Origin of the sequence: uncultured Oxalicibacterium sp. (genome assembly GCF_913776015.1) — a bacterium.
Taxonomy (GTDB): domain Bacteria; phylum Pseudomonadota; class Gammaproteobacteria; order Burkholderiales; family Burkholderiaceae_D; genus Oxalicibacterium.
The window spans coordinates 100123-125941 of sequence record NZ_CAJYMD010000051.1; the positions used below are offsets into that span (position 1 = coordinate 100123).

27 protein-coding genes are annotated in these 25819 nt (G+C 54.4%); 22 read left to right on the forward strand and 5 right to left on the reverse strand.

The window, feature by feature from the left end:
• Positions 1-9 precede the first annotated feature (9 nt).
• From modC to QZ725_RS08745, 4 genes are read right to left on the reverse strand one after another with little or no spacing between them, the layout of a single operon-like run.
• Positions 10-1092 (reverse strand): molybdenum ABC transporter ATP-binding protein, encoded by a 1083-nt coding sequence (modC, locus tag QZ725_RS08730; protein WP_293778580.1) that lies wholly within the window; start codon positions 1090-1092, stop codon positions 10-12.
• Entirely contained in the window at positions 1089-1763 is a 675-nt protein-coding gene (gene modB, locus QZ725_RS08735) for a molybdate ABC transporter permease subunit (protein WP_293778581.1), read from the reverse strand. Before modB ends, modC begins: the two co-directional genes overlap by 4 nt.
• A 21-nt stretch (positions 1764-1784) precedes the next feature.
• Complete coding sequence (modA, locus tag QZ725_RS08740) at positions 1785-2540, reverse strand: molybdate ABC transporter substrate-binding protein (RefSeq protein WP_293778583.1); 756 nt, start codon at positions 2538-2540, stop codon at positions 1785-1787.
• A 49-nt stretch (positions 2541-2589) separates the two neighbouring features.
• Positions 2590-3384, reverse strand: a complete 795-nt coding sequence (locus QZ725_RS08745; protein WP_293778585.1) for a TOBE domain-containing protein — start codon at positions 3382-3384, stop codon at positions 2590-2592.
• Positions 3385-3734: 350 nt separating this feature from the next.
• Between QZ725_RS08745 and QZ725_RS08750 the strand changes: the two genes are divergently transcribed.
• From QZ725_RS08750 to QZ725_RS08765, 4 genes are all read left to right on the forward strand, one after another.
• Positions 3735-4700, forward strand: a complete 966-nt coding sequence (locus QZ725_RS08750; protein ID WP_293778587.1) for a LysR family transcriptional regulator — start codon at positions 3735-3737, stop codon at positions 4698-4700.
• A gap of 149 nt (positions 4701-4849) precedes the next feature.
• Positions 4850-6055 carry an NAD-dependent formate dehydrogenase gene (locus QZ725_RS08755; protein ID WP_293778588.1) on the forward strand — a complete coding sequence of 402 codons (1206 nt, stop codon included), beginning with the start codon at positions 4850-4852 and terminating at the stop codon, positions 6053-6055.
• Positions 6056-6252: 197 nt separating this feature from the next.
• Positions 6253-6726: an HPP family protein gene (locus QZ725_RS08760; protein WP_293778589.1), complete on the forward strand. Its 474-nt coding sequence runs from the start codon at positions 6253-6255 to the stop codon at positions 6724-6726.
• A 238-nt stretch (positions 6727-6964) separates the two neighbouring features.
• Positions 6965-8983, forward strand: a complete 2019-nt coding sequence (locus tag QZ725_RS08765; RefSeq protein ID WP_366774004.1) for an AsmA family protein — start codon at positions 6965-6967, stop codon at positions 8981-8983.
• A gap of 290 nt (positions 8984-9273) precedes the next feature.
• Here the strand turns inward: QZ725_RS08765 and QZ725_RS08770 are convergent, their stop codons facing one another.
• Positions 9274-9402, reverse strand: coding sequence for a hypothetical protein (locus QZ725_RS08770; RefSeq protein ID WP_293778591.1), 129 nt, complete (start codon positions 9400-9402; stop codon positions 9274-9276).
• A gap of 362 nt (positions 9403-9764) precedes the next feature.
• On the opposite strand from QZ725_RS08770, the gene QZ725_RS08775 reads away from it, so the two are divergent.
• From QZ725_RS08775 to QZ725_RS08860, 18 genes are all read left to right on the forward strand, one after another.
• Complete coding sequence (locus tag QZ725_RS08775; protein ID WP_293778593.1) at positions 9765-11285, forward strand: CoA-acylating methylmalonate-semialdehyde dehydrogenase; 1521 nt, start codon at positions 9765-9767, stop codon at positions 11283-11285.
• Positions 11286-11346: 61 nt separating this feature from the next.
• Positions 11347-12114, forward strand: a complete 768-nt coding sequence (locus tag QZ725_RS08780; RefSeq protein WP_293778595.1) for a TSUP family transporter — start codon at positions 11347-11349, stop codon at positions 12112-12114.
• Between the two features lie 115 nt (positions 12115-12229).
• Positions 12230-14164, forward strand: coding sequence for a tRNA uridine-5-carboxymethylaminomethyl(34) synthesis enzyme MnmG (gene mnmG, locus QZ725_RS08785; protein ID WP_293778597.1), 1935 nt, complete (start codon positions 12230-12232; stop codon positions 14162-14164).
• On the forward strand, positions 14161-14823 hold the full coding sequence (rsmG, locus tag QZ725_RS08790) for a 16S rRNA (guanine(527)-N(7))-methyltransferase RsmG (RefSeq protein WP_293778599.1): 663 nt from the start codon (positions 14161-14163) through the stop codon (positions 14821-14823). The genes mnmG and rsmG overlap by 4 nt, the downstream gene beginning before the upstream one ends.
• Positions 14820-15359, forward strand: a complete 540-nt coding sequence (locus QZ725_RS08795) for a lipocalin family protein (RefSeq protein WP_293778600.1) — start codon at positions 14820-14822, stop codon at positions 15357-15359. The genes rsmG and QZ725_RS08795 overlap by 4 nt, the downstream gene beginning before the upstream one ends.
• 52 nt (positions 15360-15411) lie before the next feature.
• Positions 15412-16182, forward strand: a complete 771-nt coding sequence (locus QZ725_RS08800) for an AAA family ATPase (protein ID WP_293778602.1) — start codon at positions 15412-15414, stop codon at positions 16180-16182.
• A 66-nt stretch (positions 16183-16248) separates the two neighbouring features.
• Positions 16249-17142, forward strand: coding sequence for a ParB/RepB/Spo0J family partition protein (locus QZ725_RS08805; RefSeq protein WP_293778604.1), 894 nt, complete (start codon positions 16249-16251; stop codon positions 17140-17142).
• A 224-nt stretch (positions 17143-17366) separates the two neighbouring features.
• Positions 17367-17705, forward strand: a complete 339-nt coding sequence (locus QZ725_RS08810) for an ATP synthase subunit I (protein WP_293778606.1) — start codon at positions 17367-17369, stop codon at positions 17703-17705.
• 1 nt (position 17706) lies between these two features.
• Positions 17707-18552, forward strand: a complete 846-nt coding sequence (atpB, locus tag QZ725_RS08815; RefSeq protein ID WP_293778607.1) for a F0F1 ATP synthase subunit A — start codon at positions 17707-17709, stop codon at positions 18550-18552.
• Between the two features lie 86 nt (positions 18553-18638).
• Positions 18639-18881: a F0F1 ATP synthase subunit C gene (atpE, locus tag QZ725_RS08820; protein WP_293778608.1), complete on the forward strand. Its 243-nt coding sequence runs from the start codon at positions 18639-18641 to the stop codon at positions 18879-18881.
• A 74-nt stretch (positions 18882-18955) separates the two neighbouring features.
• A complete protein-coding gene (locus tag QZ725_RS08825; RefSeq protein WP_293778610.1) occupies positions 18956-19426 on the forward strand; it encodes a F0F1 ATP synthase subunit B in 471 nt (156 codons plus the stop codon).
• Positions 19427-19428: 2 nt separating this feature from the next.
• Positions 19429-19962: a F0F1 ATP synthase subunit delta gene (locus tag QZ725_RS08830; RefSeq protein WP_293778612.1), complete on the forward strand. Its 534-nt coding sequence runs from the start codon at positions 19429-19431 to the stop codon at positions 19960-19962.
• A gap of 49 nt (positions 19963-20011) precedes the next feature.
• Entirely contained in the window at positions 20012-21547 is a 1536-nt protein-coding gene (gene atpA, locus QZ725_RS08835) for a F0F1 ATP synthase subunit alpha (RefSeq protein WP_293778613.1), read from the forward strand.
• Positions 21548-21574: 27 nt separating this feature from the next.
• A complete protein-coding gene (gene atpG / locus QZ725_RS08840) occupies positions 21575-22450 on the forward strand; it encodes a F0F1 ATP synthase subunit gamma (protein WP_293778615.1) in 876 nt (291 codons plus the stop codon).
• A 74-nt stretch (positions 22451-22524) separates the two neighbouring features.
• Positions 22525-23925 carry a F0F1 ATP synthase subunit beta gene (atpD, locus tag QZ725_RS08845; protein WP_293778618.1) on the forward strand — a complete coding sequence of 467 codons (1401 nt, stop codon included), beginning with the start codon at positions 22525-22527 and terminating at the stop codon, positions 23923-23925.
• 88 nt (positions 23926-24013) lie between these two features.
• Positions 24014-24436 (forward strand): F0F1 ATP synthase subunit epsilon, encoded by a 423-nt coding sequence (locus tag QZ725_RS08850; protein ID WP_293778621.1) that lies wholly within the window; start codon positions 24014-24016, stop codon positions 24434-24436.
• A gap of 91 nt (positions 24437-24527) precedes the next feature.
• A complete protein-coding gene (locus tag QZ725_RS08855) occupies positions 24528-24968 on the forward strand; it encodes a CoA-binding protein (RefSeq protein WP_293778623.1) in 441 nt (146 codons plus the stop codon).
• Positions 24969-24983: 15 nt separating this feature from the next.
• Positions 24984-25793 (forward strand): PPK2 family polyphosphate kinase, encoded by an 810-nt coding sequence (locus tag QZ725_RS08860; protein ID WP_293778625.1) that lies wholly within the window; start codon positions 24984-24986, stop codon positions 25791-25793.
• Positions 25794-25819: the final 26 nt, after the last annotated feature.

The following is a 25819-nucleotide window of genomic DNA, read 5'->3' on the forward strand; positions in this document are numbered from 1 at the left end:
AAGCCAATCTTATTTAAGAATCGCGACACCCTTGATCTGCGCATAAACACGCGAGCCGATTTGCAGTTGCATGGCGGCGACCGATTTACGCGTGATGCGTGACAACAGCCGTGTGCCATTGGCATCGAGCCCGATCATTGCCTGCCCGGTCGCTTCTTCCAGAATGTCGGTAACGATGGCCGGCACACTGTTGAGCACACTAGTGCCTTGTTGCGGTGCCAGCGTCAGACTGACATCGCGCGCCTGCACACGAATACGTACGGTCTGTCCGATGCGTGCATGCTGTTGCGTCAATTGCAGGCTGCCGCCGCTGAATTCGGCGCGCATCAGGTGGAATACTTCATCCTGCTCGACGATCGTGGCCGTTACCAGTGCACTGGCTGCATCGCCATGTGCCAGCGGCAAATCCAGACGTGTCAGCAGGTCTGCCGCCGCGCCACTGGCAACTACCTTGCCGTTTTCCAGCAGGATCAGATGATCGGCCAGACGTGCGACCTCATCCGGCGAATGGCTGACGTAGATCACGGGAATCTCCAGCTCGTCATGCAGGCGCTGCAGGTAAGGCATGATCTCTTCCTTGCGGCGCGGATCGAGCGCGGCAAGCGGTTCATCCATCAACAGCAGACGCGGACTCGTCGCCAGCGCACGCGCAATCGCCACACGCTGACGTTCGCCGCCGGATAGACGATCCGGCTTGCGATCCATCAGATGCGCAATATCGAGTAATTCGACCGCCTGATCGAGCGACACGCGCCGTTCCGCAGCTGGCACGCGGCGCATGCCGAATTCGAGATTGCCCCGCACATTCAGATGCGCAAACAGACTCGCTTCCTGAAACACATAACCGAGCGGGCGCTTGTAGGTCGGCAAAAAGATGCCTTGTACATCGTCTTGCCAGACATGCTGATTCACCGACAGATACGCGCCCTTGAATCGTTCGATGCCGGTGAGTGCGCGCAGGATGGTGGTCTTGCCCGAACCCGAAGGCCCGAACAGCGCCGTCACGCCGCGCACCGGAATAGCCAGATCGACGTTGAGTTCGAATGCACCGTAGCGAATATCGAAACGCGCGCGGATTTGTGCGTCGCTCATTTGCGCCTCCCGGTCGGGTTCAGCAGATAGAGCGTCATCAGCACCAGCAGCGAGAACGCCACCATGCCGCCGGCCAGCACATGTGCCTGCGCATATTCAAGCGCTTCGACATGATCGTAAATCTGCACCGAGATCGTACGCGTGACGTTGGGGATATTCCCGCCGATCATGAGGATCACGCCGAACTCGCCAACCGTATGCGCAAAACCAATCACGATGGCCGTCAGATAACCGGGCTTGGCCAGCGGCAGCGTGACATTGAAAAAAGTATCGAGCGGCGAAGCACGCAAGGTGGCGGCGACTTCAAGCGGACGGTCGCCCATCGCCTCGAACGCATTCTGAATCGGCTGCACAACGAACGGCATCGAATAAAACACCGAACCGACCACCAATCCCGTGAAGGTGAAGGGTAGGGTACCAAGGCCGAGCGATTGTGTGAGGTGGCCGATCGGGCCATTGGGGCCGAGTGTCACCAAAAGATAGAAGCCGATCACGGTCGGAGGCAAAACGATGGGCAGTGCGACGAACGCCCCGACCGGGCCCTTGAACCACGAGCGGGTACGCGCCAGCCACCACGCAATCGGCGTACCGATCAACAACAGGATGAAGGTGGTGAGACTGGCGAGCTTGATGGTCAAGACAATCGCACCGATGTTTTCATCGGTGAACATCAGGAAACCTCTTCAATGCGATTACAGATCGTAGCCGTAGGTACGAATCAATGCCTTGACCGATTCGGTCTTCAGATACTTGATGAATTCGGCCGCAGCCTTGTTGTCCTTGCCCTTGTTCAGAATCACGGCATCCTGGCGGATCGGGTTGTGCAGATTGGCCGGCACGATCCAGGCAGAACCGCTTTTCAGTTTGCCGTCTTCATATACTTGCGACAGCGCGACGAAACCCAGTTGCGCATTGCCCGTGTTGATGAAGGTAAAGGTCTGGCCGATGCTTTCACCCAACACGAACTTCGGTGTCAGCGTGTCGTACAGGCCCAACTTCTTCATCGTTTCTTCCGCTGCCAGGCCGTAGGGGGCCAGCTTCGGTTGCGCGAGTGCGAGTTTGGAGAAGGTGTTCTTCTTCAGGATCTCGCCCTTGTCATCCACGTAGCCCGCTTGCGACGACCACAGCACCAGCTTGCCAGTGGCATATGTGAAGCGTGAACCGGCGACGATGCCATGTTCCTTTTCCAGCTTGGCTGGCGTCTCATCATCCGCTGCCAGGAAGACGTCATACGGCGCCCCATTCTGGATTTGTGCGTAGAACTTGCCCGTTGCGCCGAACGATGGCGTGACCTTGTGGCCGGTTTCCTTTTCGAAGTTGGCGGCAATCGCTTTCATCGGTGCCGTGAAGTTGGCCGCGACAGCCACTTGGACTTCTTCAGCCAGCGCAGCCGACGACAAACTCAAAGCGATCAGAGCGACGAGCAGGGAACGAGGAAACATTTTCATGATGAATCAACCAGGTAGTGGAAAAATCGATGCGGCCTTCACGCAGCAATCACGACGGAACGGCCAGAATGATGTGCGATGCCTTGATCATGGCCGTGGCCTTGCCACCGACCTTGAGGCCGAGCGTTTTCACGCTTTCGTTGGTGATGATGGCGGCCACCGTTTTGCCGCCCGGCAGTTCGACCACGACTTCGGCATTGACGGCACCTTCCTGGCAACGCACCACGGTACCCGTCAGCGTATTGCGCGCGCTGGTCTTGAAATTGGTTTCGACCGTCAGGATGATCCATTGCGCTTTGACCAGCGCGTAGGCTTCATTGCCGACTTCAAGCGCCAGATGATCGGCGCTGTCATTCGTGATGATGGCAGCGAGTTCATTGCCGCCACCAATATCGAGCACGACCTCGGCGTTGACTGCGCCTTTCTTGACGTGTTTGACCGTGCCGAGAAACTGGTTGCGTGCGCTGGTTTGCATATCGAATCTCCTGCTCATCGAGTAATAAAGGTCAAAATCGCCCATCATGCGACTGACCGATTCCGGCACGGCTGCCCACATCTCTTCGAGACGTCGGTAAGTGGCGACGATGCGGCGACCGTATTCGGTCAGTGCCGTACCGCCACCACTGCTGCCACCGGGTTGTCGCACAACGACAGGTTCGTGCGACAGATTGTTGATTGATTCCACGGCTTGCCAGGCTGCCTTGTAACTCATGCCCATTTCGCTGGCCGCGGCCGAAATCGAACCCGACGCATCGATGCGTTCCAGCAGTTCGAGATGGTCCCAGCGTTTGCCGCGCGTTTTGGACAATCCTTCCATCTTGATCGGTGAGGATGCCTTGCTCATGTCAGTCTCTTTGAATGAAAGGGTTCAAAAGCCTGATCGTCATGTAGTCAAGATACCTATCGATCGCGATATACTACACGATATAACCTTAAACAACATAACGAAATCAGTTCAGGCCCACATTTTATCGATGACAGACGCCGGCCACGCCGAAATTCGCAGGATTTCCCCGCGTTTGCAGCAGGGACATTCACAGGCTCGCGCAAAGGAATCGCTACCATGTGGCTTGCACATTTCGACTTGTAGGCAGCAATCGGTCGATATCGTCATGGCAAACGCGCTTTCGGATTTCGTCGTTACTGTGCCAATTCGCTGTGTCCGCTTTTACTCGCATGCCTTCACGGCATGTCGTGCCAACCATTGAATGGATCGCCACCATGTTCGTACGCCAACTCGATTACCTGGTCACGCTGGCACGTGAAAAACATTTCGCGCGTGCTGCCGAGGTATGCTGTGTTTCGCAACCCGCTTTGTCGGCCGCGGTGCGCAATCTGGAGAACGAACTCGGGGTGGCCATCGTGCAGCGCGGCCATCGCTTTCAGGGATTCACACCGGAAGGCGAGCGCATTCTCGACTGGGCACGGCAAACCCTGGCAGCACTGGAAGGGCTGAAGCAAGCCGCGTCACTATCGCAAGAAAAGCTGACTGGCACCGTCCGTCTGGGTGCGATTCCCACCACCATGCCGATCGTCTCGCTGCTGACAGGCGCATGCCGCGAAGCGCATCCCGATCTGCGACAGCAGGTACTGTCACTGAGCACTGAAGAAATCATGCGACGTCTCGATGCCTTCGAACTCGACGTCGGCATGACGTATCTCGAAGACCAGCGCCTGAGCGGCTTTCATGTGCAACCGCTTTACGAAGAGCGCTACATGCTATTGGCGCGTGACCGTGCCGCGCTCGATGGCAAGCAAAGCATCACGTGGGAAGAGGCAGCAACCTTGCCGATGTGCCTGTTGATGTCGCACATGCAGAATCGGCGCATCGTCGATGCCGGATTTCGGCAGGCAGAAGTCAAACCGAATGTCGTAACCGAAACCGATTCCACCTTTGCCGTGTATTCGCATGTGCGACATGCTGGCCTGTTCAGCGTCGTGCCGCACAGTCTGCTGTGCCTGTACGAACTGCGTGACGACATGACTGCGATTCCGCTCACACCCGAACTCAGTCGATCCATCGGCTTGATTTCACTCGATCACGATCCCAGCTCGCCCGTCGTCGTCGCCATGCGACAAGTGGCCTTGCAACTAGATCTGCAGGCGCGTTTCGATGCTTACATAAGCAAGGCTTATCAAGCTATCACATCAAACGATTAGACCCTCTTTTGCTTCCTTCCTAAGATGCATGCGCTGACATCACACGATGTCTGCTTGAAGAAGAACAAGGAAAAGCCGGTGCCGGCCAAGTCTTTTCCCAACTTCCCCAAGACCTCGCAAATCCTTGCAACCAACTGGAGAGAAGCAACATGGCAAAAGTCCTTTGTGTTCTGTACGACGATCCTGTCACCGGCTATCCGAAAACCTATGCACGCGACGAAGTCGCGCAACCATCGATCTATCCCGACGGCCAGACGCTGCCAACCCCGAAAGCCATCGACTTCACGCCAGGCCATCTATTGGGCAGCGTATCGGGCGAACTCGGCCTGCGCAAATATCTTGAATCGAATGGCCATCAACTGGTCGTGACGTCGAGTAAAGATGGCGCAAACAGCGTACTCGACAAGGAACTCGTCGATGCCGAAATCATCATCTCGCAACCTTTCTGGCCTGCCTACATGACGGCCGAACGCATCGCCAAAGCCAAGAAACTGAAGATGATCGTGACGGCCGGTATCGGTTCCGATCACACCGATCTGCAAGCAGCAAACAAGCACAACATCACAGTTGCCGAAGTCACGTATTGCAACAGCCATTCGGTGGCCGAACACGTGGTGATGATGATCCTCTCACAAGTGCGTAACTACATTCCTTCGTACAACTGGGTCGTCAAGGGCGGCTGGAACATTGCCGACTGTGTCTCGCGTTCCTACGATCTGGAAGCGATGAGCGTCGGTACCGTTGCTGCAGGCCGTATCGGTTTGCGTGTGCTGCGTCTGCTCAAGCCGTTCGACGTCAAGCTGCATTACATGGATCGTCACCGCTTGCCTGAATCGGTTGAAAAAGAACTGAACCTGACCTATCACAGCACGCTGAAGAGTCTGGCCGGCGCCTGCGATGTCGTGACGCTGAATTGCCCACTACATCCCGAAACCGAACACATGATCAATGAAGACACTCTGAAATACTTCAAGCGCGGCGCCTACATCATCAACACCGCACGCGGAAAACTCTGCGATCGCGATGCGATCGTCAAGGCACTTGAAAACGGCCAGTTGGCAGGTTATGCCGGCGACGTCTGGTTCCCGCAACCGGCACCTGCAGATCACCCATGGCGCACCATGCCGCACCACGGCATGACGCCACATATCTCGGGCACCAGCTTGACGGCCCAAGCACGTTACGCAGCCGGTACGCGTGAAATCCTCGAATGCTATTTCGAAGGCCGTCCGATTCGTGACGAATACCTGATCGTGCAGGGCGGCAAACTGGCGGGCGTTGGTGCGCACTCGTACAGCGATGGCAATGCCACGGGTGGATCGGAAGAAGCTGCCAAGTTCCAAGCCATCAAATAAAAACACGTTTTGTCTCAACCCGATTGCGGATGGCCGGTCCGGTCTGATTATCGGGTTCCTTCATGCCGATGCCCTGGCGCATCGGCTTTTTTTCAGCTTCGCCTTGCCGTCGCTCGTCTCATTCTCTTTTTCACATACGCGCTTGCTTGCAAGCGTTACATGCCATGCAGGAAAACAAGCGATTTTTTGAAAATGCCATGCCTTTGCCAGTGCGACCCTCGTTCAAACAGATCGTGTTGTCAGGCATCGGCGGCTTTGTTGCGATTGCCCTAATCGCGCTACTTGCCGAAATGACGGAAACCATTCTGATTCTTGGTTCGTTCGGTGCTTCCTGCGTCATCATCTTCGCCTTGGCAGATAGCCCGCTGGCGCAGCCACGCAATGTGATCGTCGGCCATTTTCTGAGTAGCCTGATCGGTCTGCTTTACCTTCATCTCGTCGGACCTCAATGGTGGTCACTGGCACTTGCCGTCGGCAGCGCTATCATCGTCATGATGGCAACCCTTACCGTACATCCACCTGCCGGTTCCAATCCGGTCATCGTGTTTCTCGGTATGCCGGGCTGGCATTTTCTGTTGTTTCCCACCTTGCTTGGCGCCATTTTTCTGGTTCTGGTCGCATTGGCGTACAACAATCTGGTGCGCAAGAAAACCTATCCGATGTATTGGTAAGGTTCGATGATGCCTCTATATACGGGTTCTTTTTGCAAGACTGAACGAAGCAGTCGCAACGTCGGCTGCCTACGTTCATAGACCATCCATTTTTTTCTATCCGCATTGTCTGACAGACTGCTTTACCCAACAGATCAACATCCCTTCCTGAACGATGCATGCTTGCATCCGCGGTTGAACTCGCCTGCGAAATCCCGACTCTCATTCATTCCACTCAGATAACAATGAAAGAAGAGAGATGGCTATGTCACGCGCAAAGAAAATCATCCTATGGAGCGGAATCGCCACATTGGCGACAATCAGTCTGCTGATCATCATCCTGATCACGTTCGACTGGAATCGCGCCAAGCCCTGGATCAACGATAAGGTCAGCGAGGCAACTGGCCGTCCATTTGCCATCAATGGCGATCTTTCGCTGACCTGGCAACGCGGCTTTCCCAAAACGGATACCTGGCGTGACTGGGTGCCGGTTCCCCGGCTTAGCGCGCAAGACGTGGTGATGGGCCAGCCGGAATGGTCAAAGCAAAAACAGAACATGGCAGAAGTGGGCCACATCACTTTCTCGGTCAATCCCTTGCCCTTGCTAGCCAAGAATATCGTCATCCCGACTCTTCAACTCGATGATCCAAAAATCGTGTTGGAACGCCTGAAAGATGGCCGCAACAACTGGACGTTCGACAAGGAAGACGATAGCCCATCCGAATGGAAACTCGATTTGCAGCGCTTGCTGTTCTACAAGGGCGAAATTGCACTCAAGGATGAAATCAAGAACATCGATGCCAAGGCCAACATCGACTCACTCGATCCTGCGACCAATAGCGATTTCGTGATGGGCTGGAAATTGTCCGGCAGCTTCAACGGCGCACGTATTGGTGGTGAAGGCAAGGCAGGCGAGTTGCTTGCCTTGCGCAATGTGGAAAAACCTTTTCCTCTGCAAGCCAGCGTGAGCGTCGGCAAAACATCGATTGCCGTCAATGGCACGATCACCAAGCCGCAGGAACTGGCGGCCATCGACATGCGCCTGAAGCTCTCCGGCCCGAGCATGGCGGATCTCTATCCGCTGACAGGCATCACTTTGCCAAAAACACCTGCTTATTCCACTGAGGGCCGTCTGATAGGCACCACGAACGATTTGGGCGGTAAGTGGACCTATGAAAACTTCAAGGGCAAGATGGGGGAGAGCGATATCGGCGGTACCCTGACTTACGAAGGCAAACAGCCACGTCCTCTGCTGTCGGGAACAGTTGTCTCCAATCTGCTCAATTTTGCCGATCTGGGGCCGATCATTGGTGCCGATTCCAACGAAAGCAAACGTGAACGCGGTGTTGCTGCCAATCAACCGGCCGACAAGCTTTTGCCGGTGGAAAAATTCACGACGGATCGCTGGGACAGCATTGATGCCGATGTGCAGATAACCGGTCGCAAGATCGTTCGTGATGCATCGCTGCCTATCGATAACCTGAACACGCACCTGATCCTCAAGGACAAGGTGGTGACCCTGAGTCCCCTCAAGTTCGGCATGGCTGGCGGTACGCTGACGGCCGATATCAAGATGGATGGCAGCAATCCAGTCATCAAGGCGCAAGCCAAGGTATCGGCACGCAGCTTGAAGCTCAAGCAACTGTTCCCGACCTTCCAGCCGATGCAGGCGAGCTTTGGTGAAGTCAATGCAGATACCTCCCTGTCTGCCACTGGCGGCTCCATAGCGAGCTTTCTGGCGGCCTCCAATGGTGAAATCAAGGCGCTGGTGAATGACGGCACCATCAGCAAGCTGCTGCTGGAGCAAATGGGTCTGAATGTCGGCAATATCGTTTTGTCTACCTTGTTCGGCGACAAGCAGGTCAAGCTGAACTGCATGGCGACCGATCTGGCCGTGACCAATGGCGTGATCAATACCCGTACGCTTGTCGTCGATACCGAAGATGCCATCATTCATGTCACAGGCGATATCAACATGGCAACGGAGAACTTCAATCTGACCATCAAGCCTGTCAGCAAGGGCTTGCGTATCGTATCGCTGCGTGCGCCGCTCTATGTCAAAGGAACATTCAAGAATCCGGACGTTGGCGTAGACAAAGGCGTGCTGGCATTGAAAGCAGGTGGCGCACTGACACTCGGTGCGGTTGCAGCACCGCTTGCCGCCTTGCTGCCCTTGATCAACGTAGGTGGCGAAGAACAGAGCCAGTGTGCCACCTTGCTCAAGGAAGCAAAGGAAAAACCGGTTGCGCCACCACCAGGTAAAACCTTGAAAAAGTGACGTATCCAGTTGCTTTGGAAACGAGCATTCAAAGAATAAAAAACTGAATCCAGTGATTTTGTGGCAATTGAGAACCCCGGCAGAGATGTACGGGGTTTTTTTATATCTGTGATGTATATATAAGAATAGTAGTAATGGTTAACGTCATGCTTGTTCTGTGGATAAGTCTGTTAACTTCTTTTAAATCAAGTCTCTAGAATTTTTACATCTATATGGAAAACCATCCTGATTACAAAGGACAGATTCTGTATAAATTCTGTTCAGAAGGTTTTCCCTTTCTTATTCACTGTTCAAGCAATGGTTTTCCAAAGATTTATCCACATTGCTGTTGAATGGAAGCCAGGTTTTGTTCCTTCTCGCTCATTTTTTATTTCAAGGAAAAAGGTTTTCCAAAAAGAAGCGATGAGGTTCCATTCCATGAGAAGTTGAAGAGGAATCCGGCAGAAAAAGAGCGAGGGTTTTAATACTTTTGTTTGTATATATGAATAGTAGTAATAGTTAACGTCGGGTGTTAATTGTGGATAAGTAGAGTAAACCTATAAAAATCATGACCTTGTACGATTCATAAATCCTTGCATAAGGGGTGTACGAAGCAAGGATGGATTTTGTATAAATTCCTGACTGAAGTTGTAAACAGCTTTACCCACAAGCTATCCATGCGTTTTATACAGCTTTATCCACAGGTTGTCATACGTGACAAATGTGCATGCCTGGTCAAAGCGCAGAATGGTAATCTTGACGTTTTCTTTCATTGGCGGCGTGCATCAAACTGGGAGGCAACATGAGCATGCAGGACGACGGGCGAATTGGTCATTTCATCGATGGTCGTGTCGTAAACATCGCAGACCGCAGCTATCAGGATGTCTTTAATCCGGCAACGGGCGAGGTCAGTAGAAAAGTCTTGCTGGGCAATACGACTGATGTGAAAAATGCGGTGGCCGTTGCCAAGGCAGCCGCGCCAGCATGGGCCGACACTTCGCCTTTGCGACGTGCGCGCGTGCTATTCAAATTCAAGGAATTAATAGAAAAACACCACGATGATTTGGCAGCAGCCATCACGCGTGAGCATGGCAAGGTGTTTTCCGATGCCAAAGGTGAGGTGACACGCGGCCTGGAAGTGATCGAATTTGCCTGTGGCGCACCGCAATTGCTGAAGACTGCTTATACCGATCATGTTGGTGGTGGCATCGATAACTGGAATCTGCGACAGCCATTGGGTGTCACGGTCGGTATTACGCCTTTCAATTTCCCTTTCATGGTGCCGATGTGGATGGCACCGATGGCGCTGGCAACCGGGAACACCTTCATTCTCAAACCATCGGAACGTGATCCTTCTCCATCATTGATGGTGGCGGAATTGCTGCAACAAGCCGGCTTGCCTGATGGTGTGTTCAATGTCCTCCAGGGGGACAAGCAAGTGGTCGATGGTTTGCTGGCGCACCCGGATGTGCGCGCAGTTTCCTTTGTCGGTTCGACTCCGATTGCCGAGCATATTTATACGACGGGTGCCGCGCGCAAGGGACCTTATCCTTTGCGGGTGCAGGCATTGGGCGGTGCCAAGAATCACATGGTGGTCATGCCCGATGCCAATCTGGAACAGGCGGTGGATGCGTTGATGGGGGCAGCGTATGGTTCGGCAGGGGAACGTTGCATGGCAATTTCGGTTGCCGTGGCGGTGGGTTCGATTGCAGATGCACTGGTCGATACGTTGCAAAAACGCGTTCGTTCCCTGAAGGTGGGCAACGGCATGGATCAGCAATCGGAAATGGGGCCGGTTGTCAGTGCTGCGCATCAAGCAAGAATCGAAGGCTATATTGTCGATGGTGTTCGGGCAGGTGCCAAATTACTGGTGGATGGCAGAGGGTTCCGTGTAGTCGGTCATGAAAAAGGATTCTTTGTCGGCGGTACCTTGTTCGATCATGTGACGCCGGAGATGCGTATTTATCAGGAAGAAATCTTCGGCCCTGTATTGTGTGTCGTACGTGTGCCGGATTTGGGCGCGGCCATCGATTTGATCAATGAACATGAATTTGCCAATGGCGTAGCGCTGTTCACAGCGGATGGCAACACGGCACGGGAATTCTCCCGACGTATCGAAGTCGGTATGGTTGGCATCAACGTCCCGTTACCGGTTCCGATGGCTTGGCATTCATTTGGAGGCTGGAAGCGTTCCATGTTTGGTGACTTGCATGCTTATGGAGAAGAGGGTGTGCGGTTCTACACTCGGTATAAATCCATTATGCAGCGTTGGTCATCATCGATAGGCAAGGGTGCGGAGTTCTCGATGCCCGTCAATAAGTAATATACTGGTAGTTTCTTCGACAGGATGTTTCACGTGAAACATCCTGTTTTTGTTTAGGTGAATGATGGATCAATTGATTGTTGCTCTCGGCATTGCTGCGTTCTTTGCCGGGATGATCGATGCGGTAGTTGGGGGTGGTGGCTTGATCCAGATTCCTGCCTTGTTTTCGGCAATGCCGAATATGGCGCCAGCAACGCTCTTGGGAACGAACAAGTTTGCAAGTGTATGGGGAACGGTGGCAGCGGCACATGGTTATGCGCGCAAGATCCGTGTGCAATGGAGCACTGCGCTACCAGCTGCTATCGCAGCATTTGCTCTGTCGTTTGTGGGCGCCTATACGGTAACGCATGTTTCACCTGACTTTTTCCGCAAGCTGCTTCCTGTTGTATTGGTGGCCGTGGCGATCTATACCTTGAGTAAAAAAGACTTTGGCAGTGTGCATGCACCAGTACATGCTGGCCGTACTGAAAAGATCGCCGCAATTCTAGTTGGCTCCTGCATAGGGTTTTACGACGGATTCTTCGGGCCGGGAACAGGGAGTTTTCTGGTCTTCTTGTTCGTCAGATTCTTTGGTTTCGATTTTCTGAGTTCTTCGGCGGTTGCCAAGGTGGTCAATGTCGCCTGTAATGTCGCCGCGTTACTTTGGTTTGGTTATAGCGGTCATGTGTTGTGGCAACTGGGCGCGGTGATGGCGGTATGTAATGTCTGTGGTTCCTTGATCGGTATCCGTCTGGCAATGCGATATGGCACAGGTTTCGTTCGCGTTCTGTTTTTGATCGTCGTGGGTAGTTTGATTGTGAAAACCACCTACGATGCGTTCCTGAGGTGACGGTTTCACGTGAAACATTGTTTTGTTCATTGATAAGTCACGTCAGTGACAGGGAAATAAAGTTGAAAAGCCCTTATAATCTCGCCTCTGTTTAACCGTCTCGTCGAGGCGCATCATGCTCTATCCCACCAAATTCGATGTCATTGTTGTTGGCGGCGGCCATGCCGGAACGGAGGCCGCGTTGGCTTCTGCACGCATGGGGCAGGCTACATTGCTGCTTACCCATAACATCGAAACCCTGGGGCAGATGTCTTGCAATCCATCGATCGGTGGGATTGGTAAGGGGCATCTGGTCAAGGAAGTGGATGCCATGGGTGGTGCGATGGCCATTGCCACTGATGAGGCTGGCATCCAGTTCCGCATTCTGAATTCGTCCAAAGGTCCGGCGGTGCGTGCTACCCGTGCACAGGCAGACCGTTTGTTGTACAAGCAGGCAATCCGTTCGCGTCTGGAAAATCAGCCTAACCTCTGGTTGTTCCAGCAAGCCGTGGACGACTTGATCGTCGAGGGTGATCGAGTGGTTGGCGCGGTGACGCAGGTCGGTATCCGTTTTCAGGCAAAAGCCGTTGTGCTGACGGCCGGGACTTTCCTCGATGGGAAAATCCACGTCGGCCTGAATAACTATGCAGCAGGTCGGGCAGGGGATCCACCGGCTGTATCGCTGTCGGCACGCCTTAAGGAATTGCAGCTGCCGCAGGGTCGTCTGAAAACCGGTACGCCGCCACGCATCGATGGTCGCAGTATCGATTTCTCAGTGATGGAGGAACAACCGGGCGATCTTGATCCGGTGCCAGTCTTTTCGGTGATGGGTAATGCTGCCATGCATCCGCGCCAGATGCCGTGCTGGGTAACGCATACCAACGAGAAAACACACGACATCATCCGCAGCGGCTTGGATCGCAGCCCGATGTACACCGGTGTGATCGAAGGTGTAGGGCCGCGTTATTGCCCGTCGATCGAAGACAAGATTCATCGCTTCGCTAGCAAGAACTCGCACCAGATTTTCCTCGAACCCGAAGGCCTGACGACCAACGAGTTTTATCCGAACGGTATTTCCACCAGTCTGCCTTTTGACGTACAGCTCGATCTCGTACGTTCGATGCGTGGAATGGAAAATGCCTACATTCTGCGTCCCGGCTATGCGATCGAATACGATTACTTCGATCCGCGTGGATTGAAGGCATCGCTGGAAACCAAGGTCATCAAGGGACTGTTCTTTGCCGGCCAGATCAACGGCACCACCGGTTACGAAGAAGCGGCAGCACAAGGCATGCTGGCCGGACTGAATGCCGCGCTGCAGACGCAGGAACGTGATGCCTGGACGCCACGCCGCGACGAAGCCTATCTGGGTGTGTTGGTTGATGATTTGATAACAAAAGGCGTGCTGGAACCATATCGCATGTTCACCAGCCGCGCCGAGTACCGCCTGAGCCTGCGTGAAGACAACGCCGATATGCGTCTGACAGAAATCGGTCGAAAGCTCGGTTGCGTCGGTGATGCGCAATGGGCTGCTTTTGAAGCCAAGCGCGAAGCCGTTGCGCTTGAACTCGAACGTCTGCGTTCGACCTGGGTGAATCCCCGCATTCTGGCGCAGGCGGAAGCCGAGCGCGTGCTGGGTAAGGCTATCGAACGCGAGTATGCGCTTGCTGACTTGTTGCGCCGCCCGAACGTTTCGTATGAGTCCCTGCTGACGCTCAAGGGTATGGACGGACAAGACCTCGGTGGTCCGGGCGTTACCGATGATGCTGTGCGCGAGCAGGTGGAAATCCAGCTCAAATACGCGGGCTACATCGATCGGCAGGCCAAGGAAGTCGAGCGCCACGATCATTATGAAAACCTGAAGTTGCCCACCGTGTTTGACTACATGGAAGTCAAGGGACTGTCTTTTGAAGTGCGGCAGAAACTGTGCAAGCATCGTCCCGAAACGCTGGGGCAGGCATCGCGTATTTCCGGCGTGACACCGGCAGCGATTTCGCTGTTGCTTGTCCACCTGAAGAAAGGCGGCTTCAAGGAATTTTCCGCGCTACCACCATCTGAAGCCGCTGCATGAAGCCACTGGATATTGCCGCCTTGAAGGCACAACTGGCGGATGGCGCGCAAGCCTTGTCGTTATCGCTCAGTGAAGCGCAGCTGCAAAAGCTGATCGATTATCTGGGGCTGATGATCAAGTGGAATGCCGTCTACAACCTTACCGCCGTGCGTGATCCGGCCCAGATGGTCGTACAGCATCTGCTCGATTCGCTGGCCGCTGTATCGGCATTTGACGGTGCTGAACGTGTACTGGACGTTGGCGCCGGTGGCGGCTTGCCGGGCATCGTGCTGGCGATCTGGGCGCAGGAAGCGCAACCGCAGTTGCGACTGACGATGATCGATACGGTCCATAAAAAAACAGCCTTCCTGACGCAAGTCAAAGCGGAACTTGGCTTGTCTAACGTCAGTGTGCAGACCGGACGTGTGGAGCATTGGCAGGCACCGCAACCGTTCGACGTCATCACGTCGCGCGCGTTTGCCGAACTTAATGACTTCGTGACCTGGTCAGGGCATTTGCTGAAACAGGGTGGGCGTTTCATCGCTCTCAAGGGCGTGGCACCCGACGAAGAAATTGCGCGACTGCCTGCCGGCTGGCACGTTACCGAGGTACGTGCCTTGCACGTGCCGACTCTGCATGCCGAACGTCATCTGATTTTAATCGAAAGGGAAACATCATGAAGCGCTTATTGGTGGTGGGTATGATGCTGGCGGGTTTGGCGAGTTTTCCCGCGGTGGCACAAGAAGTGAAGCCGGTTGCCAAGGTCGATCTGACCAAGTATGTCGGGACCTGGTACGAAGTTGCGCGGTTTCCGAACCGTTTTCAGGATCAGTGCACGGGCAATGTCACGGCACAATATCGCAAGCGTGAGGATGGTGATATTGATGTCATCAATCGCTGCAAGCAAAAGGATGGCAGCGCGGATGAAGCAGTCGGCCGGGCACGCGTGGCCGATGCCGTCACCAATGCACGCTTGAAAGTACGTTTCGCTCCGGACTGGCTGGCATGGGTGCCCTTCGTCTGGGCCGATTACTGGGTGATCGATCTGGCCGATGATTATTCGTATGCAGCCGTCGGCGAACCGTCGCGCGAATATCTGTGGATTTTGTCGCGCACCCCAACTTTGCCGGAAGCCACTTATGAAGCCATCGTCAATCGCGTTACAGTGCAGGGATTCGATACCGCCAAGCTGGTGAAGACGCGTCAGGAACCTTGAGTGCAGCAATGATCGCCGTCAGGGAGGCGGCGATCTCCAACAAAAAGACAATATGGCAAAAATCTTTTGCGTCGCCAACCAGAAGGGCGGCGTTGGTAAAACCACTACGGCAGTCAATCTCGCAGCAGGCCTGGCCAAGCTCAACCAGCGCGTCTTGCTGGTGGATCTCGATCCGCAGGGCAATGCCACCATGGGGGCCGGCATTAACAAGGCCGAGCTGAAGTCATCCATTTATGAAGTCATGCTTGGCATGGCCGATGTGGCGACAGCGCGTGTGCGCTCCGAAGCAGGGCGTTTCGATGTGCTGCCAGCCAACCGCGAACTGGCTGGTGCTGAAGTCGAAATGGTCGAACTCGACAACCGCGAACGACGCCTGAAGGATGCGCTGGCCGCCGTTGGTGAAGAATACGATTTCATGCTGATCGATTGCCCGCCCGCATTGTCGATGCTGACGCTCAACGGCTTGTGCGCCGCGCATGGCGTGATCATTCCGATGCAGTGCGAATACTATGCCCTCGAAGGTTTGTCCGATCTGGTCAATACCATCAAGAAGGTACACGCCAAACTCAATCCCGATCTCAAGATCATCGGTTTGCTGCGCGTGATGTTCGATCCGCGCATGACGCTGTCGCAACAGGTTTCCTCGCAACTCGAACAGCACTTCGGCGACAAGGTATTCCGCTCGATCATTCCACGCAATGTGCGCCTGGCCGAGGCACCGTCATACGGCATGCCCGGCATCAACTTCGATCCTTCTTCCAAGGGTGCCCAGGCCTATATCGCTTTCGGTGCCGAAATGATCGAACGCATCAAGACACTTTAAGCGGTCTGGTACCGTGCGCGAGCCTTAAGGTTCGTTTTTCAGATAGAACAGAATTTAGTTACTTTTATGGCCACGAAAAAACAAAAGGGACTGGGACGTGGTCTCGACGCTTTGCTAGGCGGTAGCAGCGATTTCAGCGAAGCTGTCGCGACGGTTCCCGGCTCGCCATCCACGTTGTCGGTCACGGATATGCAGGCTGGTAAATACCAGCCGCGTACGCGCATGGATGAAGGCGCACTCAACGAACTTGCCGCCTCCATTAAGGCACAGGGCTTGTTGCAGGCGATTCTGGTGCGTCCGATTGCTTCCAGCGGACCGCGTCAGCGCTACGAAATCATCGCCGGCGAACGCCGCTTCCGCGCTGCGCAATTGGCTGGCATGACCGAAGTGCCGGTGCTGGTCAAGGAAGTGGACGACGAAGCCACGGCAGCGATGGCGCTGATCGAAAACATTCAGCGCGAAGACCTGAATCCGCTCGAAGAGGCACAGGGCATCCATCGCCTGATCGCCGATTTCAATTTCACGCACGAGCAAGCGGCGACGGCGGTAGGGCGTTCGCGCAGTGCTGTTTCCAATCTGTTGCGTTTGCTGAATCTGGCCAAGCCGGTCCAGACTATGCTGATGGCAGGCGATATCGACATGGGCCATGCGCGTGCCCTGCTGGCAGTGGACGCTGCGACGCAGATTGCCCTGGCTAACCAGGTTGTTGCCAAGCGCATGTCGGTGCGCGATGCTGAAAAACTGGTGACCAAGGCGTCGGCAGAGCAGAGCGCCTCCGCCAAGCCGCGCCAAAAGGAAAAGTCGCGCGACATCGCCCGATTGGAAGAGGAGTTGTCGGACACGCTGGCCACTTCCGTGGCAATCAAGCTCGGTGCCAAGAACAAGGGACAGCTTGTGATCGACTTTGCCAACCTTGATGCGCTGGATGACTTGATCGCACGCCTGCGCAGCAAGGCGTGATCTTTCTTTTAAGAAATCTCGCTCTTGCACCATGAACACGCATGTAACGTTGTAGCGGTGCAATAACTACAATGATCTTGTTCCATTGCAGCGCAAACGTTTGACGCTATCCTGAGAATCCACTTATAATCCTCGGGCTTCACGGAACGCAAGAGTTTGCATTACTTTCAACTCAGGAAGCGGACAGCAAATTTGCCCGCCGAACTGCACCTTTTGGACTTGCCATGCTGCCCGTCGTCCTCACGCAATTTGTGGCCACGGTTATCTGCAGCGCGATTGCCGGTCTGATTGCCGGTCTGCCAGGGTTCTATTCTGCTTTGTTGGGTGGCTTGTGCTGCGTGGTGCCGAATGGCCTTTTTGCCTTGCGCCTTTTCATAGCTGCGCAATTGAGCAAATCCGTCAGCCCGCATGTGTTTTTCGTGGGCGAGTTCGTAAAGCTTGGCGTAACGGCTGCGGCACTTTGGGCAGTCGTTCATTTTTACCATGATGTCAACGTGCTGGCGCTGGTCGCTGCCTTCATCGTGGTACTGAAAAGTTACATCATTTTATTATTTAGGCACTGACATGGCGACTGAAATGGCTACTGCAGGGGCGGCGCATCACGCAGCACCAACCGCTTCCGAATATATCGTCCACCATCTGGGTCACTTCTCGACCAAACATCAGGACAAGATCGTCGATTTCTCGATCCTGAACATGGATACGATTTTCTGGGCAATCTTCGCCGGTGTCGTTGGTTCTCTGTTGATGTGGGCTGCTGCACGCAAGGCAACCTCCGGCGTGCCAGGCCGTTTCCAGGCTGCAGTGGAAATGATCGTCGAAATGGTTGACGGTCAGGCAAAATCGATCGTCCATGGCGATCGTACCTTTATCGCACCTTTGGCATTGACCGTGTTCGTCTGGGTTGCCCTGATGAACTCGCTGGATTTCCTGCCTGTGGACATGTTCTCGTCGTTCTTCCACTGGGCCGGCATCGATCACATTTTCCCGTATCACCGCGTTGTGCCAACGGCCGATTTGAACGGCACGATGGGTATCGCTCTCGGCGTGTTCGCGCTGATGATCTACTACAACTTCAAAATCAAGGGTGCAGGCGGCTTCATCCACGAATTGTTCGCCGCGCCTTTCGGCATCTGGTTGGCACCGTTCAACCTGCTGCTGAACATCATCGAATTCGCAGCTAAGACCGTTTCCCTGGCGATGCGGTTGTTCGGCAACATGTACGCTGGCGAATTGCTGTTCCTGCTCATCGCATTGCTGGGTTCGACCGCGACCGCGTTCGGCTTCTTCGGCCATGTCCTGGCAGGTTCGTTATGGGCAATCTTCCACATCCTGATCGTGCTCCTGCAGGCATTCATCTTCATGATGCTAACGCTGGTGTACATCGGTCAGGCACACGAAAGCCATTAAGCCGTATCGAAATTGCAGTATCAGCAGGATCCGTTTTTTGTATTTATTTTTTGCTTTAACTTAACTTAACCTTAGAAGGAATTGTCATGACCGACCTCTCATTTGTTGCGCTGGCTTGTGGTTTGATTATTGGTCTGGGCGCAATCGGCGCTTGTATCGGTATCGCTCTCATGGGTGGCAAATATCTCGAGGCCTCCGCACGTCAACCTGAGTTGATGAACACCCTGCAAACCAAGATGTTCCTGCTGGCTGGTCTGATCGATGCGGCATTCCTGATCGGCGTTGGTATCGCTATGTTGTTCGCATTCGCTAACCCGTTCGTCGCGTAATTTAACGTTACTGTCGATTCTCATCTGCCGAACTCGCTGGTTCGGCACTTGTTATTCTTGAGAAGGAAATCACTGTGAACTTAAATGCAACCTTGTTTGCACAGTTCGTAGTCTTTTTCATCCTGGTGCTGTTCACGATGAAATTCGTGTGGCCACCACTGATGAAGGCACTCGATGAGCGTGCCGCAAAGATTGCGGATGGTCTGGCTGCAGCAGAGCGCGGCAAATCCGATCTGGCACTGGCTGAAAAGCGTGCCCAGGCAGAAGTCGCCGCAGCACAGGAAGTGGGTCAGAAGCGTATCAGCGATGCAGAAAAGCGCGGTCAGTTGATCGTTGACGAAGCCAAGAAAACGGCTGAAGCAGAAGCAGCGCGCATTATTGCCACTGCCAAGGCAGACGCTGAACAGCAAGTGACCCAGGCGCGTGAAGCATTGCGTGATCAGGTTGCCACCCTCGCAGTCAAGGGCGCTGAGCAGATTCTGAAACGTGAAGTCAACGCTGCGGCACATGCCGACCTGTTGAAACAACTGAAAGCCGAGCTGTAATCATGGCCGAACTCGCAACGATTGCCCGCCCCTACGCTGAAGCCCTGTTTCGCGTGGCGAAAGCCGCCGATTTGACTGCATGGTCAGGTCTTGTTTCCGAAATGGCACAGGTTGCCGCGCATCCCGATGTTCAGGCATTGGCGCACAACCCGAAAATTTCGCCGGAACAGATCAGCAGCACCTTTATCGCTGCGCTGAAAACGCCAGTTGGCGCTGAAGCCAAAAACTTCATCGACATGCTGGTGCAAAACAATCGCCTGACCTCGCTGCCGGAAATCGCAGCACAGTTCCATGCATTGAAAAATGCACAGGAAGGTGCCGCTGATGCCGACATCACTAGTGCGTTTGAATTGTCGCAAGCGCAAGTGGCAGAACTGATCGCTACGCTGGAAAAGAAATTTGGCCGCAAGCTCAATCCGACTGTCGTCGTGGATGACACGTTGATCGGTGGTGTGCGCGTCGTTGTCGGCGATGAAGTGCTCGACACCTCGGTGCGCGCCAAGCTGCAACAGATGCATGTTGCGCTGACTGCCTGATCGTCCGTGCCCTCAAGCCCAAGCTACAGAGAAAATTTTAGGAGTTTATATGCAACTCAACCCGTCTGAAATCAGCGAGCTGATCAAGAGCCGGATTCAAGGGCTCGGCGACAGCGCTGAGATTCGCAATCAAGGTACGGTGATTTCCGTGTCCGACGGTATCTGCCGCATTCATGGTCTGTCCGAAGTCATGCAAGGCGAGATGCTCGAATTCCCGGGCAACACCTTCGGCCTCGCGCTGAACCTGGAACGTGATTCCGTCGGTGCCGTTATTCTGGGTGAATACGAGCACATTTCCGAAGGCGATACCGTCAAGTGCACGGGCCGCATTCTGGAAGTCCCGATTGGTCCTGAACTGCGTGGCCGTGTGGTCAATGCACTGGGTCAGCCAATCGACGGCAAAGGTCCTGTCAATGCAAAACTGACCGCCCCGATCGAAAAGATCGCGCCAGGCGTTATTGCACGTCAATCCGTTGACGAACCATTGCAAACCGGTATCAAGGCAATTGATGCCATGGTGCCGATTGGTCGTGGTCAACGTGAATTGATCATTGGCGATCGTCAAACCGGTAAATCGGCAGTGGCTGTTGATGCAATCATCAACCAAAAAGGCCAAAACGTTACCTGTATCTACGTTGCAATCGGTCAGAAAGCATCGTCGATCAAGAACATCGTGCGCTCGCTGGAACAAAACGGCGCCATGGAATACACCATCGTCGTTGCCGCATCGGCTTCGGAATCGGCTGCCATGCAGTTCGTTTCGGCCTACTCCGGTTGCGCCATGGGCGAATACTTCCGCGATCGCGGTGAAGACGCACTGATCGTTTATGACGATCTGTCGAAGCAAGCTGTTGCGTACCGTCAGGTTTCGCTGCTGCTGCGCCGTCCACCAGGCCGTGAAGCGTTCCCTGGCGACGTGTTCTATCTCCACAGCCGTCTGCTCGAACGTGCAGCACGCGTCAACGCCGACTACGTCGAAGCTTTCACCAAAGGTGAAGTTAAAGGCAAAACTGGTTCGCTGACTGCTCTGCCAATCATCGAAACGCAAGCTGGTGACGTTTCCGCATTCGTTCCAACCAACGTGATTTCGATTACCGACGGTCAGATCTTCCTGGAAACCAACCTGTTCAACTCAGGTATCCGTCCTGCGATCAACGCCGGTATCTCGGTGTCGCGTGTTGGTGGTGCTGCTCAGACCAAAGTCATCAAGGGCTTGTCCGGTGGTATCCGTACCGACTTGGCGCAGTATCGTGAACTGGCAGCATTTGCACAGTTCGCTTCGGACCTCGACGCAGCAACCCGCAAACAGCTGGATCGCGGCGCACGCGTGACCGAACTGTTGAAGCAAGCACAGTACGCACCATTGTCGATTTCGCTGATGGCGGTTTCGCTGTTCGCCGTCAACAAGGGCTACTTCGACAGCATCGAAGTCAAGGATGTGTTGCGCTTTGAATCGGGTCTGCATGGCTTCATGAAGTCCAGCCACGCTGCTCTGCTGCAAAAGATCGAAGACACGAAGAAACTCGACAAAGACGACGAAGCGGCATTGGCAGACGCAGTTGCCGATTTCAAAAAATCGTTTTGATCTGACTGTAGCGAAGGAGTAAACCTCATGGCTGCAGGCAAAGAGATACGTGGCAAGATCAAGAGCGTAGAAAATACGAAGAAGATCACCAAGGCGATGGAAATGGTCGCGGCATCCAAAATGCGCAAGGCGCAGGACCGGATGCTGGCGGCCCGTCCATACAGCGACAAGATCCGTAACATCACGGCCAACCTGTCGCAGGCCAATCCGGAATATACGCATCCCTTCCTCGTGAAGTCGGATGGCGCGAAGACGGTTGGCTTCATCATCGTCACGACCGACAAGGGTCTGTGCGGCGGTATGAACACGAACACCCTGCGTGCCGTGACCAGCAAGCTGCGCGAACTCGAAGCGGAAGGCAAGAAAGTACAGATCGCGGCAATCGGTAACAAGGGCCTGGCCTTCTTGAACCGTATTGGCGCTCCGGTCGTATCGCAAGTGACCCAGATCGGCGATACGCCGCATCTGGAAAAACTGATCGGTCCGATCAAGGTCTTGCTGGATGCGTACGAAGACGGTCATCTGGATGCGGTCTATCTGGTGTACACCAAGTTCATCAACACGATGAAACAGGAACCACGGATGGACTTGCTGCTGCCTTTGTCGGCAGACAAGCTGAAAGCGGATGAAGGTTCGGACGCCTTGTCGTGGGAATACATCTACGAACCGGATGCCCAGACCGTGATCGACGATCTGCTGTTGCGCTATGTCGAGGCGCTGGTATTCCAGGCAGTAGCGGAAAACCTGGCGTCCGAGCAATCGGCGCGTATGGTGGCGATGAAAGCGGCAACCGACAATGCCGGCAGTGTGATCAGCGAACTGAAACTCGTCTACAACAAGACGCGTCAGGCTGCTATTACGAAAGAACTGTCCGAAATCGTCGCCGGTGCGGCAGCGGTTTAATGTGATGGCAGACGGCATCGTGGATGCCGTCTTGCATAACCAGATTTTAATTTTATCTATTTGAAGGAACGAAAATGGCTGATGGCAAAATCGTTCAGTGTATCGGCGCTGTGGTGGACGTTGAATTCCCACGCAATGCGATGCCTAAGATTTACGATGCCTTGAAGATGGAAGGCTCTGAACTGACGCTGGAAGTTCAGCAACAGCTCGGCGACGGCATTGTCCGTACCATTGCGCTCGGTACCTCCGACGGTTTGCGCCGCGGCATGATGATCCAAAATACCGGTCATCCAATCACGGTTCCAGTTGGTAAAGCCACGCTGGGTCGTATCATGGACGTGCTGGGTAACCCGATCGATGAATGCGGTCCTGTCAGCCACGAGCAGACGGCATCGATTCACCGTAAAGCACCAGCGTACGACGAACTGTCGCCATCGACCGATCTGCTGGAAACCGGCATCAAGGTGATTGACCTGGTTTGCCCGTTCGCCAAAGGCGGTAAAGTCGGTCTGTTCGGCGGTGCAGGTGTGGGCAAGACCGTCAACATGATGGAACTGATCAACAACATCGCTAAAGCACACTCGGGTCTGTCCGTGTTTGCTGGTGTGGGTGAACGTACTCGTGAAGGTAACGACTTCTATCACGAAATGTCGGACGCCAAAGTGGTCGATCTGGAAAACCCAGAGAATTCCAAAGTGGCCATGGTCTACGGTCAGATGAATGAACCACCAGGCAACCGTCTGCGCGTTGCGCTGACCGGTCTGACGATGGCCGAAGCGTTCCGTGACGAAGGCCGTGACGTTCTGTTCTTCGTTGATAACATCTACCGTTTTACGCTGGCTGGTACCGAAGTATCCGCTCTGCTGGGTCGTATGCCATCGGCTGTGGGTTATCAACCTACGCTGGCTGAAGAAATGGGCCGTCTGCAAGAACGTATTACCTCGACCAAAGTCGGTTCGATCACCTCGATCCAGGCCGTCTACGTCCCTGCGGATGACTTGACCGATCCATCGCCAGCAACCACGTTTGCTCACTTGGATTCGACCGTCGTTCTGTCGCGTGACATCGCTTCGCTCGGTATCTACCCTGCAATCGATCCGCTGGATTCGAGCTCGCGTCAGCTGGACCCGCAAGTCGTTGGTCAAGAGCACTACGAGACCGCACGTGCTGTGCAAGGTACGCTGCAACGCTACAAGGAATTGCGTGACATCATCGCGATTCTGGGTATGGACGAACTGGCACCGGAAGACAAACTGCTGGTTTCGCGTGCACGTAAGATGCAACGTTTCCTGTCGCAGCCTTTCCACGTCGCTGAAGTGTTCACCGGCGCACCTGGCAAGTACGTTTCGCTCAAAGATACGATCAAGGGCTTCCAGATGATCGCTTCGGGTGAACTCGATCACCTGCCTGAACAAGCGTTCTACATGGTTGGCACGATCGAAGAAGCCATCGAAAAAGCGAAGAAACTCAACTAATGGTTGAAGCCGGCGGCTTGTAATGCACGCTGTCGGCAAGTTCTTATCGATCGGCGATCGATCCTTGAACGAATTAAAAGGTTCTCACATGGCAAACACAATGCGCGTAGATGTCGTCTCGGCCGAAGAAGAAATCTTCTCAGGTCAGGCGGAATTCGTAGCGCTGCCGGGTGAAGCTGGCGAACTCGGCATTCTGCCGGGCCACACGCCGCTGATCTCCCGCATTCGTCCAGGCGCAGTACGCATCAAGGTACCGGGCCAGGCAGAAGACGAATTCGTTTTCGTCGCGGGCGGTATTCTCGAAGTGCAACCCGAAGTGGTAACGGTTCTGGCCGATACCGCAATTCGTGGCGGCGATCTGGATGAAGCCAAGGCAGCAGAAGCAAAACGATTGGCCGAAGAAACACTGGCCAACAAAGACTCGCAAATCGATTACGCACAGGCACAGGCCGAATTGGCCAGCGCCGTGGCGCAGTTGGCGGCGATTCAGCGTCTGCGTCAAAAACGCTGATCGTTATTCCGCATACAATAAAGGGCAGCTTAGGCTGCCCTTTTTGTTTTATGCGCTGTTTTCATTCACTGATTATTTATTGATCGCCACCATGCATTATCAAGATCCGGATGTCATCACGAAGTTGCTTGCGGAATCGCGCGTCATCGCCATCGTCGGTTTGTCGCCCAAGGAAGACCGCCCCAGCCATGGTGTGGCTGCCTATCTGCAGCAGCATGGTTATCGCATCATTCCCGTCAATCCCGCCGCTGCCGGTACGCACATTCTCGGTGAGCATTGCTATGCCACATTAACGATGGCTGCTGCAGCCTTGCAGGAACAGGGCACGCGTATCGATCTGGTGGATGTCTTCCGCAAGGCCGATCAGGTCGAGCCGATTGCCGATGAAACCATCGCCATTCATGCGCGCGGCTTCTGGCTGCAACTGGGCATTGTGAATCAGGAGGCTATCGACAAGGTGCAGGCAGCGGGTATCGCCGCAGTGGCCGATCGTTGTACCAAGATCGATCATGCCATTCGCCATAATCGCTGATCACTGGAGGACAACATGGCAGGTGCATGCGAACAATTCCGCGTCGGGAAGAACTACAAGATCAAGGAAAGTGATGCCGCTGCCAAGCCCTTGTCCGGCGAGAGCAAGGCGGCGGACAAAGCACGTGTCGACGAAATGGCACAGCAGATTGCCGAGTTGCAGGAAATTCTCTATGCGCAGCGTTCACGCAAGATTCTGGTCGTGCTGCAAGGCATGGACACGTCGGGTAAGGATGGGACGGTGCGCGGTGTGTTTGGTCGTGTCGATCCGCTAGGTGTCATCAGTGTACCGTTCAAGGCACCGACCGAACCCGAGAAAAGCCGTGATTTCCTATGGCGCATTCATCAACGTGTGCCGGCACTTGGTGAGCTTGTGATCTTCAATCGCAGTCATTACGAGGATGTGTTGATCACACGCGTGCATGACTGGATCGACGATGCGGAATGCCAGCGGCGCTACGCGCACATTCGTGATTTCGAGCGGATGCTGGCGGAGACCGGCACGACGATCATCAAATGCTTTCTGCATATTTCGAACAAGGAACAGAAAGCGCGTCTCGAAGAACGCATTGCCGATCCGAACAAACACTGGAAGCTGCAACCGGATGATCTGCGAGAGCGCAAATTCTGGGATGCGTATCGCAAACAGTATGAAGACGCGATTCTGGCAACAGATGCCGATCATGCGCCATGGTATGCGATTCCAGCGGACTCCAAGACGCATCGCAATCTGACGATTGCCTCCATTGTGCTCGAGACGTTACAGGCCCTCAAACCGGCGTTTCCGCCGCCACATCCGGAATACGCCGACCTCAAGGTTGAATAAGTACGAACGCTTGATGACGTGCCGTA

Coding starts and splice junctions, on each gene's coding strand:
- modC (WP_293778580.1), bottom strand. CDS start 1,092: ATGAGCGACGCACAAATCCGCGCGCGTTTCGATATTCGCTACGGTGCA.
- modB (WP_293778581.1), bottom strand. CDS start 1,763: ATGTTCACCGATGAAAACATCGGTGCGATTGTCTTGACCATCAAGCTC.
- modA (WP_293778583.1), bottom strand. CDS start 2,540: ATGAAAATGTTTCCTCGTTCCCTGCTCGTCGCTCTGATCGCTTTGAGT.
- QZ725_RS08745 (WP_293778585.1), bottom strand. CDS start 3,384: ATGAGCAAGGCATCCTCACCGATCAAGATGGAAGGATTGTCCAAAACG.
- QZ725_RS08755 (WP_293778588.1), top strand. CDS start 4,850: ATGGCAAAAGTCCTTTGTGTTCTGTACGACGATCCTGTCACCGGCTAT.
- QZ725_RS08760 (WP_293778589.1), top strand. CDS start 6,253: ATGCCTTTGCCAGTGCGACCCTCGTTCAAACAGATCGTGTTGTCAGGC.
- QZ725_RS08765 (WP_366774004.1), top strand. CDS start 6,965: ATGGCTATGTCACGCGCAAAGAAAATCATCCTATGGAGCGGAATCGCC.
- QZ725_RS08770 (WP_293778591.1), bottom strand. CDS start 9,402: ATGGAATGGAACCTCATCGCTTCTTTTTGGAAAACCTTTTTCCTTGAA.
- QZ725_RS08775 (WP_293778593.1), top strand. CDS start 9,765: ATGAGCATGCAGGACGACGGGCGAATTGGTCATTTCATCGATGGTCGT.
- QZ725_RS08780 (WP_293778595.1), top strand. CDS start 11,347: ATGATGGATCAATTGATTGTTGCTCTCGGCATTGCTGCGTTCTTTGCC.
- mnmG (WP_293778597.1), top strand. CDS start 12,230: ATGCTCTATCCCACCAAATTCGATGTCATTGTTGTTGGCGGCGGCCAT.
- rsmG (WP_293778599.1), top strand. CDS start 14,161: ATGAAGCCACTGGATATTGCCGCCTTGAAGGCACAACTGGCGGATGGC.
- QZ725_RS08795 (WP_293778600.1), top strand. CDS start 14,820: ATGAAGCGCTTATTGGTGGTGGGTATGATGCTGGCGGGTTTGGCGAGT.
- QZ725_RS08800 (WP_293778602.1), top strand. CDS start 15,412: ATGGCAAAAATCTTTTGCGTCGCCAACCAGAAGGGCGGCGTTGGTAAA.
- QZ725_RS08805 (WP_293778604.1), top strand. CDS start 16,249: ATGGCCACGAAAAAACAAAAGGGACTGGGACGTGGTCTCGACGCTTTG.
- QZ725_RS08810 (WP_293778606.1), top strand. CDS start 17,367: ATGCTGCCCGTCGTCCTCACGCAATTTGTGGCCACGGTTATCTGCAGC.
- atpB (WP_293778607.1), top strand. CDS start 17,707: ATGGCGACTGAAATGGCTACTGCAGGGGCGGCGCATCACGCAGCACCA.
- atpE (WP_293778608.1), top strand. CDS start 18,639: ATGACCGACCTCTCATTTGTTGCGCTGGCTTGTGGTTTGATTATTGGT.
- QZ725_RS08830 (WP_293778612.1), top strand. CDS start 19,429: ATGGCCGAACTCGCAACGATTGCCCGCCCCTACGCTGAAGCCCTGTTT.
- atpA (WP_293778613.1), top strand. CDS start 20,012: ATGCAACTCAACCCGTCTGAAATCAGCGAGCTGATCAAGAGCCGGATT.
- atpG (WP_293778615.1), top strand. CDS start 21,575: ATGGCTGCAGGCAAAGAGATACGTGGCAAGATCAAGAGCGTAGAAAAT.
- atpD (WP_293778618.1), top strand. CDS start 22,525: ATGGCTGATGGCAAAATCGTTCAGTGTATCGGCGCTGTGGTGGACGTT.
- QZ725_RS08850 (WP_293778621.1), top strand. CDS start 24,014: ATGGCAAACACAATGCGCGTAGATGTCGTCTCGGCCGAAGAAGAAATC.
- QZ725_RS08855 (WP_293778623.1), top strand. CDS start 24,528: ATGCATTATCAAGATCCGGATGTCATCACGAAGTTGCTTGCGGAATCG.
- QZ725_RS08860 (WP_293778625.1), top strand. CDS start 24,984: ATGGCAGGTGCATGCGAACAATTCCGCGTCGGGAAGAACTACAAGATC.